Raw genomic sequence first — 12,998 nt, forward strand, 5'->3', positions numbered from 1 at the left:
GCGGTACCCGGCGGCGGGGGCTGGGACTCGTACGCGCTCCAGGTGCGGTGGGACAGGTACCACAGCAGCACGGTCAGCGCGGTGGGCACGAGTGCGCCCAGGGCGAGCCGACGGCCCGGCTGGGACCACCAGCCGCCGCCGGCCGGGGCGAGGAAGCCCAGCCAGGAGCGGCTGTCGGCGCAGTGCGCGGAGCCGGCGCACTGCCAGGCGACCAGGTCCAGGCAGACCTCGCAGGCCGACGCGACCAGCAGCACGGTCAGGAGGAGCGCGGTGACCCGGACGCAGCCGCCGTACGCGCGTACGGTGCGCCGGGAGCGGGGCGCGGCGGGCCGGGCCCAGTGGGCGAGGTTGGCCACCATGAACGGCAGGAGCAGCAGCCACAGCGCGCGGGCGCCGTTGCCGGAGGTCAGCCGTGACCAGCAGTACGCCTCGGGCACGGGCCGTCCCGCGTACCGCTCCGGATGGCTCTCGGCGTCGGCGTCGTCGGTCCGGCGGAAGACGGCCGCGGTGGCGTCGCCGGTGACGCGGACGGTGCGGGGATCGCCGAGGAGGTGTTCGGGGGAGGCTCCGGCCACGCCGTGGACGAGGAGTTCGAGGGCGGGGGACGAGGAGGGGGAAGTGGAAGGTGAGGAGTGGGAGGTGGGCGAGGGGGGCGGGTCGGAGGGCGGGGTGTGCGGCACGGCGGCTCCCTCCCGGCGAGGCGGTCTCCCAGCATCCCGTGTTCCGGGAGCGGTTGCCCAGTAGCCGGACCGGGCGGTTGACCGGTGGCCGGGCGGCGGTTGGCCGGTGGTCGGGCGGCGTTTGGCCGGTGGCCGGGCCGGCGCAGACATCTGATGGGGCGCCAGCTATGGTGGCCCGAACCTCCGGACGTCCCCGTAGTACCGCGCGAAGGAGTTCCGCCATGACCCGCTCGTTGCGCCCCGTCGGCCTCGACTTCACCGAGAGCGCGCCGGTCCGCCTGGTCTTCGAGGCGGTGGCGACGGCGGCGCCGGAAGCGGTGTACCGGGCGCTGGCCGAGGACGTGGCGGGCTGGCCGCGCTGGTTCCGGGCGGTGTCCGGGGCCCGGCCGACCCACGGGGGCGCCGGCCGGGAGGTCACGCTGCGCGGGGGCGTCCGTTTCGCGGAGACGATCATGGCGGCGGACCCGGAGCAGCGCTACGCGTACCGGGTGGACACCACCAACGTGCCGGGCGTACAGGCCCTGTTGGAGGAGTGGCGGCTGACCCCGTCGGGCAGCGGCACCCGGGTCCGCTGGACCTTCGCCGCCGACGGCGCGGCCCCGTTCCGGCTGGCCCTCACCGCCGCCCGCCCCGGCCTCGGCCTCTCCTTCCGCACGGCGGTCCGCACCCTGGACGCGCAGCTGAGCGCGCAACACCCGTAGGGCCGACGGAGGGCCGATCCGCACCGCGCGGGCGTGCGTGCGGATGGCCGGTGTGCGGACGGCCCGCCCCCCCGGACAGGCCGTCCGCAGTCTGTGGGACCGGCGGTCAGGCGGTCGGCTCGCGCCACACGCCGGTCGTCAGCAGCGTCTCGATCGTCTTGGCGTACGGGGCGATGTCCAGGCCCTGCGCGGCCAGCCAGTCGTCCGAGTAGTACTTGTCCAGGTACCGGTCGCCCGGGTCGCACAGCAGGGTGACCACGCTGCCCGTACGGCCCTCGGCCACCATCTCCGAGACGATCTTCAGCGCGGACCACAGGCCCGTCCCCGTCGAACCGCCCGCCTTGCGGCCGATGGCCGCCTCCAGCGCGCGGCAGGCTGCCACGCTCGCGGCGTCCGGGACCTTCATCATCCGGTCGATCGCGCCGGGCACGAAGCTCGGCTCCATGCGCGGGCGGCCGATCCCCTCGATGCGGGAGCCGCAGTCACCGGTGATGTCCGGGTCGTTGCGCGTCCAGCCGTCGAAGAAGACCGAGTTCTCCGGGTCCGGGACGCACACGCGCGTGTCGTGCTGCATGTAGTGCACGTAGCGGGCAATGGTCGCGGAGGTGCCGCCCGTGCCGGCGGTCGCGACGATCCAGGCCGGCTCCGGGTACCGCTCCAGCCGCAGTTGCTGGTACATCGACTCGGCGATGTTGTTGTTGCCGCGCCAATCCGTGGCCCGCTCGGCGTAGGTGAACTGGTCCATGTAGTGGCCGCCGGTGCGCTCGGCGAGCGCCGCCGACTCCTCGTACATCTTCATCGGGTCGTCGACGAAGTGGCATTCGCCGCCGTGGAATTCGATCAGCCGGCACTTCTCCGGGCTGGTCGTGCGCGGCATCACGGCGATGAACGGTACGCCGATCAGCTTGGCGAAGTACGCCTCCGAGACGGCGGTGGAGCCGCTGGACGCCTCGATGACCGGGCGGCCCGGGCGCACCCAGCCGTTGCACAGGGCGTACAGGAACAGCGAGCGCGCGAGGCGGTGCTTGAGAGAGCCGGTCGGGTGCGTGGACTCGTCCTTGAGGTAGAGGTCGATGCCCCAGTCCTCCGGAAGGGGGAAGCGCAGCAGGTGCGTGTCGGCGGAGCGGTTGGCATCCGCCTGGACCTTGCGCACGGCTTCCTTCAGCCAGGCGCGGTAGGCGGCGTCGGTGCGGTCCACGTCCACGGTGACGGCGGTCCGGCCGGTCCCGGCACCTGTGGCGTCGGTCGTACTCATGTGCGGTGCTCCTTGTTGCGTTCGAACCCCCTCGCATCCGCAATGTACCTCTCCCACCTGCACAAACAGTCACTTTGGGGATCCATATGGATCCCTTTCGGTTGCGCTGTGCGGCCCCCTGGGTAACCCTGAGGGGGTCGTCACTGAGGGTGCAGCACCCGTAACACTCATGTCGGGGAGTCGCAGCCGTGATCAGTCATTCACGCAGGCACTGCGTCGTCGAACTGCAGGCCTTGCCCGCGCGGATCGGTCAGGTCCGCCGGATCGTTTCCGCCCAATTGCGCTACTGGCAGCTCGATCCGCTCATAGACCGGGCCGCGCTCGGCGTGACGGAACTGCTCAGCAACGTCCACCTCCACGCGCAGCCCGACAAGGCCTGCGTGGTGGAGCTCGAACTCCTCCTCGGCCGGCTCACCGTCTCGGTCCGGGACAACGACCCCCGGCTGCCCGTCCTCAAGGCGGCCGACCCCCTGGAGACCTGCGGCCGCGGCCTGGCCCTCGTCGAGGCGCTCAGCGAGGCCTGGGGTGCCCGCCACCATGCCGACAGCGCCGGCAAGGTCGTCTGGTTCTCGCTCCGCGCGGCGACCGCGCCCAGGGCCCCGGTCCGCCCGGTCCGGATCCACTCGACACCGGTCCGCGAGAACGCCCCGCCGCTGCTGATCGCGTCCGCGGTCGCGAGCCCGGACACGATCGCCGTCGCGAGCCCGGTCACTGTCGCGGTCGCCGCGGCCGGCCCGGTCACGGTCGCAGGCCCGGACACGGTCACGGTCACGGGCCGGGGCGCGGTCCCGAACCCGGACACGATCTCGGTCGCGAGCCCCGACACCATCGCCGCCGCCGGCCCCGACGCCATCGCCGCCGCCGGCCCGGACACGGTCACGGTCACCGTCACGGCCTGACGGGCGAGGCCGCGGCGGCCCCGCTGTGCGCCGCCGCCACCGCGGCCCCGCTCGTCAGGCCGGTGTCCCCAGCGCGCCCAGCGGGTCGTCGAGCACCGGCTGCCAGGCCAGTTCGGCCGCGCCGACCAGGCTGTTGTGGTCCAGGGTGCACGGCAGGATCGGCACTCCCCCGCTGCGCCCCCACAGGCTCCGGTCGGCCACGACCGCGCGGAGCCGTTCCGGGTCTGCGTGCAGCAGCTCGCGGTGCAGGCCGCCCAGGATGATCCGGTCCGGGTTGAGGATGTTCACCAGCCCGGCCAGTCCCAGCCCCAGCCGGTCGATGAGCTCCTCGGCGGCCGCCCGTACGGACGGGTCGGCGTACTCGGTGCGCAGCAGGTCCCGGGCCTGCTGGAGGAGGGAGACCTCCGGCCCCGGGGTACGGCCGGCGGCGGTGAGGAAGGCCAGCGGGTCCGCCTCGACGTCCAGGCAGCCGCGACCGCCGCAGTGGCAGGCCCGCCCCTCCGGGTTCACGGTGAGGTGGCCGACCTCCAGGGCCAGGCCCGAACTGCCGCTGTGCAGGCGGCCGTCGAGCACCAGCGCACCGCCGACGCCGCGGTGGCCGGTGGCCACGCACAGCAGGTGCTGGGCGCTGCGCCCGGCGCCGTGCCGGTGCTCGGCGAGCGCCGCGAGGTTGACGTCGTTGCCGGTCAGCGCCGGGCCGTCGATCCCGGCCGCCTTGACGCACTCGGCGAAGATGGCGCGGACCGGCGCGCCGGGCGGCCAGGCCAGGTGCAGCGGGTTGAGCGCCGTGCCCTCGGGCTCGGCGACCGCGGACGGGACGGCCAGGCCCGCGCCGATGCAGCGCCGCCCGCTGGCGGCCAGCAGTTCCGCGCCCGCCTCGACGACGGCGCCCAGCACCTGGGCCGGGTCGGCGGACACCGTGAGCTGGCCGGGAGCGGTGGCGACGATCCGGCCGCCGAGTGCCACGAGGGCGGCCCGGAAGCCGTCCGGGTGGACCTGGGCGGCCAGCGCGACCGGCCCGTCCTCGGCCACCGAGAGCCGGTGCGAGGGCCGGCCCTGCGTACCGCCCGCCCCGCCCGGGCTGGAGTCCACGCGGATCAGGCCCAGCGCCTCCAGCTCGGCGGCGACCGCACCCGCGGTGGCGCGGGTGACACCCAGCTCTGCGGTGAGGACCGCACGCGTGGGGGCACGGCCGGTGTGCACGAGCTCCAGCGCCGGCCCGAGCGCGCCGCGGCCCCGCTCCAGCTTGGTCCGCCCGGACGCCGTGGTCACATCTCCCACCCGCCGCGGGGCGCCGTTGCCGTTCATGACAGCGATCCTCGCATGATCGGCGCACGGTGTACGGCCACCCCTGCCCGCACTACCCGTCGAGGCCCCCCACCCGGAGCGTGATGTTGAGCCGGCCGGTCAGCCCGAGGGCGGGCGGGGCGGTCCCCGGCAGGACCTTCGGCACGCCGTGGTAGGCCCGGCGGGACGGGCCGCCGAAGACGAACAGGTCGCCGCTGCGCAGCTCGACGTCACGGTACGGGCGCCCGCGCGAGGCCGTGTTCCCGAGGCGGAAGACGCAGGTGTCACCGAGGCTGAGCGAGACCACCGGGTCCTCGGCCCGCTCCTCGGCGTCGCGGTGCATGCCCATGCGGGCGTCGCCGTCGTAGAAATTGACCAGCGCGATGTCGTAGGCGGGGGCGGGGGCGAGGCGGCCGCGGGCGTCGGGGGCCTGGGGTCCGTACGCGTCGGCCACCGCGCGGCGGCCCAGCTCCGCCAGCCGGTCCGGCATCGGCTTGACCGGCGCGCCGTCGCCGTCCACCACCGTGCGCGCGTACCCGTACGGATACCAGTGCAGCCCGAGGCACACCTGGCGGGCGGTCATCGTCCCCCCGCCCGGCGTCCGCACCGTGCGCAGGCCGGCGGGCGGGCGCGCCCACTCCCGGCACGCCTCGACCAGCTCGCGCTGCAGGTCCGGTCCGAGCCAGTCGGGCACGTGCACGGCGCCCGGGGCGATCTCGGTCCGCTCCCGGGGGAACAGTTCCTCGTTCATACGACTCCAGTCTGCTCCGGTCTGCCGCCCCGGCTGACACACTCGCCCTATGGAGACCAGTGATTTCGTGAAGACGCTCGACCTCGAAGGACAGTTGCTCGCGGACACCGCCGAACGGGCCGGCATGGACACCCGCGTACCGGCCTGCCCGGACTGGCACGTGGCCGACCTGCTGCGCCACACCGGCTCCGTGCACCGGTGGGCCGCCGGGTACGTCCTGGAGGGCCTGCTGGAGCGGCGGCCCTTCCCGGACGCGCCGGAGCTGACCGGGCCCGAGCTGCTGGCCTGGTTCCGGGAGGGCCACGCCGACCTGGTGCGGGCGCTGACCGAGGCCCCGGAGGGGACGGAGTGCTGGACCTTCCTGCCGACCGCCGCGCCCTCGCCGCTGGCCTTCTGGGCACGCCGGCAGGCGCACGAGACGACGGTGCACCGGATGGACGCGGAGGCTGCGCTGGGGATCGCCTTCTCCCCGGTGGAGGCGCGGTTCGCGGAGGACGGCGTGGACGAGCTGCTGACCGGGTTCCACGCCCGGGCCCGCAGCCGGGTGCGCACCGAGCGGCCGACGGTGCTGCGGGTACGGGCGGCCGACACCGGCGCGGTGTGGACCGTCCACCTGTCCCCGGAACCGCCGCGCACGGTGCGGGGCGACGAGGGCGCCGCGGACTGCGAGGTGACCGGCCCGGCGGCTTGGCTGTACACGGCGCTGTGGAACCGGCTGCCGCTGGCGGGTCCGGCGGTGCGCGGAGACGCGTCGGTGGCCCGGCTGTGGAGCGAGACGGCCGGTATCTGAACGGCCTCCGGCGCGCGGCGGCCCGGCCGGCGGGGGCGGGCCGTAGCGCCTCCCCCGGTCGCGGACAACCCTGACGAAGGTCGGGGTGCGGCGGTGCCGTTCGGCGGGGGCCGCGCGCCGCCCCCCGTTCCTAGCGTCGGCGGCATGGACAACGAGACACACGACCACCGCCGCGCACGAACACGGGCGCGGCCCCGGACCCTGCCGCAGACGCAGACGCGGCTTCCGACGCGGACGCGGACGCGGTTGCGGACGGGTCCAGGGACACCGCACGTCGCGCGGGGAGCGGCGCTCGCCCTGGCTGCCGCCGCGGGAGTCACGGCGGCCGTGGGCCCGCTGTGGCTCGCGCCCGACGGGCCGGTGCCGGCGGACGGAGCCTCCGCCCGCGGGTACCGCGCGGTGACGCGGTGGGTGGCGGACGGGCCGGCCTGGGCGGGCCCGCTGCTGGAGGCGGCCACGGAGGCCACACTCGTCCTCCTGGGCCTGCTGCTGGTCGCGGTGGGGTGGCGTGCGTTGCGGCGGCGGGACGCCGACGGGATCGCGGGCACCGTGCTGGCGGGGCTGGGCACGGTGGCCGCGTACGCGCTGAGCGAGGCCGTCAAGTCGCTGGTGGACGAGGAACGGCCCTGCCGCGCCGTGCGCGACGCGGTGGCGGTGGCGGTGTGCCCGGAGCAGGGCGACTGGTCGTTCCCGAGCAACCACGCGACGCTGGCCGTGGCGATCGCCGTCGGCGTGGCGCTGCTGCGGCCCGGGCCGGCCGCCGCGGCGGCACTGCCGCTGGGCGCGGTGGCGGCTCTGCTGCGGGTCGCGGTCGGGGTGCACTACCCGCACGACGTGCTGGCCGGTGCGGTACTCGGCGGCGCGGTCGTGGCGGCCGTCCTGCTCGGCGTACGGCCCTACGGGGCGCGGGTGGTGTCGGGCCTACTCGAACGGCGGGGCGCCGGCGGGGACGATGCCCGCTTCATGGGCCACCACGGCGGCCGCGGCCCGGTTCTCCACACCCAGCCTGGCCAGGATCGAGCTGACATGGGCCTTCACCGTTCCCTCGGCCAGGTGCAGCCTGCGGGCGATGCGGGCGTTGGACAACCCGCCGCCGAGAAGGGCGAGTACGTCGCGTTCCCGCGGGGTCAGCGCTTCGGCCCGGGCGCGGGCGGCGTCGCGCCGACCGGCGCCGGGACCGGTGGCGCCGGCCGCGAGGTGGGCGACGACACGGGCCGCGACCTTCGGTGAGAGGTAGGCGGCGCCGTCCGCCACCGCGTGCACCCCGGCGATCAGCTCCTCCGGCTCGCCTGACTTGACGAGGAAGCCTGCGGCTCCGCCGCCGAGGGCCCGCAGGATGTAGTCGTCCTCGCCGAAGGTGGTCAGCATGACGACGCCGGTGCCCGGGGCGGTGCGGCGGATCTCCGCCAGGGCCTCGATGCCGCCGAGGCGCGGCATGCGGATGTCGAGCACGGCGACGTGGGGGCGGTGCCGCAGCACGAGCTCGACGGCCTCGCGGCCGTCGCCGGCCTCCGCGACCACGTCGACGGCGGGGTCGGTGGACAGCACGGCGCGTACACCGGCCCGGACCATGGGCTCGTCGTCGGCTATCAGGATGCAGATCACAGGGCGGCCTTTCCGGTGAAGAGTTCGGCGTGGGCGAGGCGGCCGTCGAGGAAGCAGAGCCGGTAGACGTCGCCGGACAGGTCGTCGAAGGGGTCGGCGGTGGGGACGTAGTGCTCGCAGGTGGCACCGGACGGGAAGGGGCCGGGCCGGGCCGGCCGTACGGTCGTCTGCCGGTCCGGGAGGAGTGGGGCGATGTCCTCACGGAGCTGGCCGATGCGCAGGCGGGCGAAGTCCTCGGGCGGCAGGAGGGACTGGCGGGCCGTCAGCACGTCCCAGGCCCGCAGTCCGACGAACAGCAGCACAGCGGTGACCAGGGGCACCGACACGGCGGCCAAGGCGGTCCGCCCGAGCCCCCGCGACGCCCGCCGGCGCTCGTCCGGCAACACCCCACCTGCCGCCCGGCGCCCCCACCGCCCCCGCCCGAGGCCCCCGGCGGCGGGGCCGAGCCCGACGACGGCTCTGCTGTCCCGTTCCGGGCCGCTCCCGGGCGCGCCGACGCCACCTGGGCCCGGGCCCTGAGCGGTGGGGCCGGGTCCGGGTGAGGGCGTCGGCATCGGCCGGTACGGAAGGTGCGCGCGGACGGTGAACCCGGTGGCCTCCGGACCCGCGGCGAACGTGCCACCGGCCTGCCGCACCCGCTCGTCGAGACCGATGAGCCCCGAACCGGACCCGACCAGCCCGGAACCGGCCCTGCCGCTCCCCACCGCAGCGCCGCGGCCGGGCAGTGCCGGGCCGTTGGTCACCTCGACCTCCACGGTGGACCTCCCGTACCGGACCACCACGTCCGCCGTGGCCCCCGGTGCGTGCTTGACGCTGTTGGTCAACGCCTCCTGAACGACGCGGAACACGGCCCGCTCGACGGCCGGCGCGAGGTCGTCCGGCGGCACGCCGTCGGTCAGCATCCGCACATCGAGCCCGGCGGCGACGGCCCGCCTGACCAGGTCCCCGAGATCGCGAGGGGCGGCCAGGTCGGCGGGATCGGCGGGGTCACCGAAGGAGCCGGGGACAGCGGGGTCATGGCCGAGGCCGAGGCCGCCGGACCGGCCACCACCGAGCCCGCCGGGAACGGCAGGGCGGCGGCCAAGCTCACCGGTGCAGCCACCGATACCCAGCTGGACGGGAACCGCCGGGTCATGGCCGACATCGCCGACGTAGGCGCCAGCACCGAGCTGGTCACGAACGGCAGGGTCCTCGCCGAGGTCACCTACGTGGCCGCGATCGCCGCCGTGGCCGGATGCGGCGGGGTGGCGGGACCCGACGGGGTGGCCGGGCACGGTGCGATCGGGCCGGGTCAGGCGGACGACGGCCGGGCCGGCGGCAGCCGGACGGTCTGCGGCCACGCCGGCGACAGCCGGACGGTCAGCAGCCAGGCGGTCAGCAGCCACGCCGGCGACAGCCGGACGGTCGGTGGCCGGACGGTCAGTGGCCACGCCGGCGACAGCCGGACGGTCGGCAGCCAGGCGGTCAGCAGCCGGACGGTCAGCGGCAGCCAGGCGGTCTGCGGCCACGCCGGCGGCAGCCGGATGGTCAGCGGCAGCCAGGCGGTCGGCAGCCACGTCGGCGACAGCCGGACGGTCAGCAGCCAGACGGTCAGCGGCCGGACGGTGGGCAGCCGGGCTGGCGGCAGCCAGGCCAGCGGCGGCCGGACCTGATGCCGCCAAGCGGTCGACGGCCGGATCGGCGGCAGCCGGCCCGGCCGTGGGCTCTCGGAGGAGGCCGATGATCTCCGCGAGGCGCTCCACCGCGGCACCGGCGCCGGCCCGTACGGACCGTGCGGCCGCCCGGTGCTGCTCCGACAGGCCCGGCGCGAGCTGCAGGGCGCCGGCGGACAGGGCGATCAGGCTGAGGTCGTGGCCGAGGAGGTCGTGCATGTCCTGGGCGATCCGGGTACGTTCGCGCAGCCGGGCCTGCTCGGCGATCAGCTGCTCCTCACGCTCCAGCCGCGCCGCGCGTTCCCAGCCCGCCTCGACCAACTCCCGGTACTGCCGGTGGAACCGCCCCGCGAACCACGGCACCATCGCGGCCCCCACGAGCACCACCACAAACCGCCCGCCCCACACCATCCAGGACGGCACCACCCACACCGCGACCACGGCCGCCGCGATCACCACGAGCAGAGCGAGAGCAGTGCTCCGCGTACGTCCTGGCCGGCAGCCGGCCAGGAAGGCGCACACCGCGGTGGGCAACGCCCACCACAGGCTCGTCGGGGTCAGCGCGGCCGATGCCGCCGCGCCCGCCAGCAACACGTACGCCGACACCGGGGTACCCATGATCATCCGCCTCACGGACCCGACCCTACGGGGCCCCACCCGGCCCCGTATCCGCCGAAAGTCCCGTCTCTCCCCAGCCGCTCCGAGCGCACCCTCTTCTCAACCGGCCAGGCTCCGCGCAGCCACCGCGCGGCACTGCCCGGCTGTTCGCTCGTTGGTCATCGGACCGCGTCAAGAGACAGGAGCGAGCGGAAATGGCCATCAAGATCACCGAAGACTGCATCAACTGCGGTGCCTGCGAGCCCGAGTGCCCGAACGAGGCGATCAGCGAGGGTGACGAGATCTACGTGATCGACCCCAACGCCTGCTCGGAGTGCGTTGGCTTCTACGACCATCTCGCATGCCAGGCCGTGTGCCCGGTGGAGTGCTGCCTGACGGATCCGGACAGGGTGGAGACCGAGGAGGTCCTGATCAACCGATCCTTGAGCCTCCACCCTGACGACGAGGAGCTCCGGCGCAAGGCAGCCGCCAACGACTACCCCAGCCACTTCCGGAACTGAACTTTCGCCGCGCTGCGGGTCAGGAACTCGCGCCGATCCCGCGGGCGTTGCTCTGACGTACGAGAGCGGCGTGCATGCGCGCCACGGCGGCACGGTCGGGTACGTGATAGACGCGCGCGTCGCGCTCGTAGTTGTCGAGTAGCTGCTGCCCGACCAGTGCCTTCTTGTCCAGGTCCTTGCCGCAGGCGTTGAACAGCTCGCGGTAGCGGGCCTGATACTCCGGGCGGCCCTTCTTGCGGCTGGGTGCGGCCGCTGCGGGCCGTCCGTGACCTACCAGGCATGACGCGGCAAGGCCGCCGAGCGTGACCCGGAGCGCCTGGCGGCGTGTCGGTTCGAAAGTCATGCACGGAACGTAGCAGATCGACTACATGAAGCCATCGGCCGATCGCAAGGCCGTCTCGACCGGGCTCCGGCCCATGTGCTGACGGGCGGGCGGGCAGGAGCCGCGGGAACCGGGCCGCGCCCTTCGCCGCAGGATCCAGCTACGAATCCACCCGATCGACTGCCCCCTTACCACCACCGGCGACGCGGCCCTCACACCGTCGGCCCCGCCTGAAAGCCCCAGCAACGAGCCCGCCTCCCTGATCCGCGCACATGCGGTTCGCGCGGTTCGACCGCCCGGCGGCAGAGTGCGCTGCGCACCTCCGGCTGGATTCCTCGCGCAGGCCGGTACTCAGATCGCGGGGAGGCCGGTCGCGTGGGCGAGTTGGCCGGCTGCGTGGGTGAAGAAGGTGTCGCGGTCCTCGACGACGCGGTTGAACTGGCCGAAGAGCTCGAACGAGATGAGCCCGACCAACTGCGCCCAGGCGGCGACGAGCGCGGCCGTCACCTCCGGGGGCAGGCCCTCGGCGAAGTCCTCGGTCATCCGCACGGCCTCGGGGCGCAGGTCCGCGGGGAGCGGGGGCAGGGCGAGACCGCGGCCGGCGTAGGCGGCGCGCAGGACGGCGATGAAGGTGTTGCCGACCCGGGCGGCGGGACCGATCGTGTCCTGGGGGGCGGAGTAACCGGGGACGGGAGAACCGTAGATGAGGGCGTACTCGTGCGGATGCGCCAGCGCCCAGCTGCGAACGGCCTGGCAGACCGCGATCCAGGACTGCCGGGGCGGCGCGTCCTCGGTGCGGGCGCGGGCGGCCTCCGCGGCGGCGCCGACGCTGTCGTAGGCGTCGATGATGAGGGCGGTCAGCAGGTCGTCGCGGCTGGGGAAGTAGCGGTAGAGCGCGGAGGAGACCATGCCGAGCTCGCGCGCCACGGCGCGCAGGGAGAGCTTCGCCGCACCTTCCGCTGCGAGCTGGCGGCGCGCCTCGTCCTTGATGGCGGCGGTGACCTCGATACGGGCCCGTTCCCGGGCTCCTCGCACGGTGCTCATGCCGGTCAGTGTGCCATGCGGGCGGAGCACTGCCCAAAAATCGGAGCGGCGATCTATTGAGAGAGCACTGCTCTTGCTTTGGTGCGCCGATCCGTGCACACTGATCTCAAGCGAGAGCAATGCTCTCTGAATGGATCACCGCTCCCCCCTGCGCATCGCACCCACCCGGAGGACACCATGAGCGCCAACACCCCGCACTACGCCCAGGCCGGCGCCTTCGCCGTTTGGATCAACTCGCTCATCGGGAAGCTGGCCCGCCACGGCATCAGCCTGGCCGGTTCCGCCGAGCTGTCGGTGCGCGGGCGCACGTCGGGCCGGATGCAGCGCATTCCCGTCAACCCGCACCACCACGGCGGCACGCAGTACCTCGTCCCCGCCCGCGGCGACTCCCAGTGGGTCCGCAACATGCGGGCGGCGGGCGGCGGTGAGCTGCGCGTGGGCCGCGACGTCCGTACGTTCACCGTCACCGAGGTGACCGACCCCGCAGAGAAGGCGGCCGTCCTGCGCACGTACCTGGCCCGCTGGGGCTGGCAGGTCAAGAAGTTCTTCCAGGGTGTGACCGCGGAGTCCTCCGAGGAGGAACTGCGCGCGGCCGCCCCCGACCACCCGGTGTTCCGGCTGACGATCTCGGGCTGACCGACCCGCCCCGCCCCCACCGACGCCCACCCGACTGCCCTACCGGGCGACCGACTGCCCGACTGCCCGACCGGGCGACCGACCGACTGCCCGACCGGCCCACCGCGCACCGCGCTCACGCCCAGGCCCCCAACCCGGCCCAGCCTCCGCCCCCACCGACGCCGGCCACCGACACCGGCCACCGGCACCCGCCCGGCCCTGGCCCTGTCTCTTACACACCACTGACCTCCCCGACGGACCTACGCGATGTCGTCCTGG

At 74.6% G+C, this 12,998-nt stretch carries 12 protein-coding genes and 4 pseudogenes; 7 read left to right on the forward strand and 9 right to left on the reverse strand.

The window, feature by feature from the left end; translation table 11 throughout:
• Positions 1-830, reverse strand: a pseudogene (locus GPJ59_RS24625) (hypothetical protein); the annotation flags it as partial.
• Positions 831-901: 71 nt separating this feature from the next.
• On the opposite strand from GPJ59_RS24625, the gene GPJ59_RS24630 reads away from it, so the two are divergent.
• A complete protein-coding gene (locus GPJ59_RS24630) occupies positions 902-1,381 on the forward strand; it encodes an SRPBCC family protein (protein WP_219669882.1) in 480 nt (159 codons plus the stop codon).
• A 106-nt stretch (positions 1,382-1,487) separates the two neighbouring features.
• On the opposite strand, the gene GPJ59_RS24635 is transcribed toward GPJ59_RS24630, so the two are convergent.
• Positions 1,488-2,636: a PLP-dependent cysteine synthase family protein gene (locus GPJ59_RS24635; RefSeq protein ID WP_258024863.1), complete on the reverse strand. Its 1,149-nt coding sequence runs from the start codon at positions 2,634-2,636 to the stop codon at positions 1,488-1,490.
• A 188-nt stretch (positions 2,637-2,824) separates the two neighbouring features.
• Here GPJ59_RS24635 and GPJ59_RS37730 point away from each other — a divergent pair.
• Positions 2,825-3,223 (forward strand): annotated as a pseudogene (locus GPJ59_RS37730) (ATP-binding protein); the annotation flags it as partial.
• Positions 3,224-3,589: 366 nt separating this feature from the next.
• Here GPJ59_RS37730 and GPJ59_RS24645 read toward each other — a convergent pair.
• Together GPJ59_RS24645 and GPJ59_RS24650 are read right to left on the reverse strand one after the other, a co-directional pair.
• Entirely contained in the window at positions 3,590-4,843 is a 1,254-nt protein-coding gene (locus GPJ59_RS24645) for an ROK family protein (protein WP_219669884.1), read from the reverse strand.
• A gap of 52 nt (positions 4,844-4,895) precedes the next feature.
• Positions 4,896-5,573 carry an alpha-ketoglutarate-dependent dioxygenase AlkB family protein gene (locus GPJ59_RS24650; protein WP_219669885.1) on the reverse strand — a complete coding sequence of 226 codons (678 nt, stop codon included), beginning with the start codon at positions 5,571-5,573 and terminating at the stop codon, positions 4,896-4,898.
• 49 nt (positions 5,574-5,622) lie between these two features.
• Between GPJ59_RS24650 and GPJ59_RS24655 the strand changes: the two genes are divergently transcribed.
• Both GPJ59_RS24655 and GPJ59_RS38640 read left to right on the forward strand, forming a co-directional pair.
• Positions 5,623-6,363 carry a maleylpyruvate isomerase family mycothiol-dependent enzyme gene (locus GPJ59_RS24655; RefSeq protein ID WP_219669886.1) on the forward strand — a complete coding sequence of 247 codons (741 nt, stop codon included), beginning with the start codon at positions 5,623-5,625 and terminating at the stop codon, positions 6,361-6,363.
• Between the two features lie 246 nt (positions 6,364-6,609).
• Positions 6,610-7,305, forward strand: a pseudogene (locus tag GPJ59_RS38640) (phosphatase PAP2 family protein); the annotation flags it as partial.
• On the opposite strand, the gene GPJ59_RS24665 reads toward GPJ59_RS38640, so the two are convergent.
• Together GPJ59_RS24665 and GPJ59_RS24670 are read right to left on the reverse strand one after the other, a co-directional pair.
• Positions 7,285-7,968: a response regulator gene (locus GPJ59_RS24665; protein WP_219669887.1), complete on the reverse strand. Its 684-nt coding sequence runs from the start codon at positions 7,966-7,968 to the stop codon at positions 7,285-7,287. The pseudogene GPJ59_RS38640 and the gene GPJ59_RS24665 sit on opposite strands and share 21 nt — an antisense overlap.
• Positions 7,965-8,792 (reverse strand): hypothetical protein, encoded by an 828-nt coding sequence (locus GPJ59_RS24670; protein ID WP_219669893.1) that lies wholly within the window; start codon positions 8,790-8,792, stop codon positions 7,965-7,967. The genes GPJ59_RS24665 and GPJ59_RS24670 overlap by 4 nt, the downstream gene beginning before the upstream one ends.
• On the opposite strand from GPJ59_RS24670, the gene GPJ59_RS24675 reads away from it, so the two are divergent.
• Entirely contained in the window at positions 8,772-9,620 is an 849-nt protein-coding gene (locus GPJ59_RS24675; protein ID WP_219669894.1) for a hypothetical protein, read from the forward strand. The two genes, GPJ59_RS24670 and GPJ59_RS24675, sit on opposite strands and share 21 nt — an antisense overlap.
• A gap of 60 nt (positions 9,621-9,680) precedes the next feature.
• Here the strand turns inward: GPJ59_RS24675 and GPJ59_RS38645 are convergent.
• A pseudogene (locus tag GPJ59_RS38645) lies at positions 9,681-10,244 on the reverse strand (histidine kinase); the annotation flags it as partial.
• Between the two features lie 137 nt (positions 10,245-10,381).
• Here GPJ59_RS38645 and GPJ59_RS24685 point away from each other — a divergent pair.
• Positions 10,382-10,738 carry a YfhL family 4Fe-4S dicluster ferredoxin gene (locus GPJ59_RS24685; protein ID WP_219669892.1) on the forward strand — a complete coding sequence of 119 codons (357 nt, stop codon included), beginning with the start codon at positions 10,382-10,384 and terminating at the stop codon, positions 10,736-10,738.
• 19 nt (positions 10,739-10,757) lie between these two features.
• Here the strand turns inward: GPJ59_RS24685 and GPJ59_RS24690 are convergent, their stop codons facing one another.
• Positions 10,758-11,081, reverse strand: a complete 324-nt coding sequence (locus tag GPJ59_RS24690; RefSeq protein ID WP_219669888.1) for a hypothetical protein — start codon at positions 11,079-11,081, stop codon at positions 10,758-10,760.
• Between the two features lie 330 nt (positions 11,082-11,411).
• Positions 11,412-12,104 carry a TetR/AcrR family transcriptional regulator gene (locus tag GPJ59_RS24695; protein WP_219669889.1) on the reverse strand — a complete coding sequence of 231 codons (693 nt, stop codon included), beginning with the start codon at positions 12,102-12,104 and terminating at the stop codon, positions 11,412-11,414.
• A gap of 177 nt (positions 12,105-12,281) precedes the next feature.
• On the opposite strand from GPJ59_RS24695, the gene GPJ59_RS24700 reads away from it, so the two are divergent.
• On the forward strand, positions 12,282-12,740 hold the full coding sequence (locus tag GPJ59_RS24700) for a nitroreductase/quinone reductase family protein (protein ID WP_219669890.1): 459 nt from the start codon (positions 12,282-12,284) through the stop codon (positions 12,738-12,740).
• Positions 12,741-12,998 lie beyond the last annotated feature (258 nt).

This window comes from Streptomyces bambusae (genome assembly GCF_019400985.1).
GTDB lineage: Bacteria > Actinomycetota > Actinomycetes > Streptomycetales > Streptomycetaceae > Streptomyces > Streptomyces bambusae_A.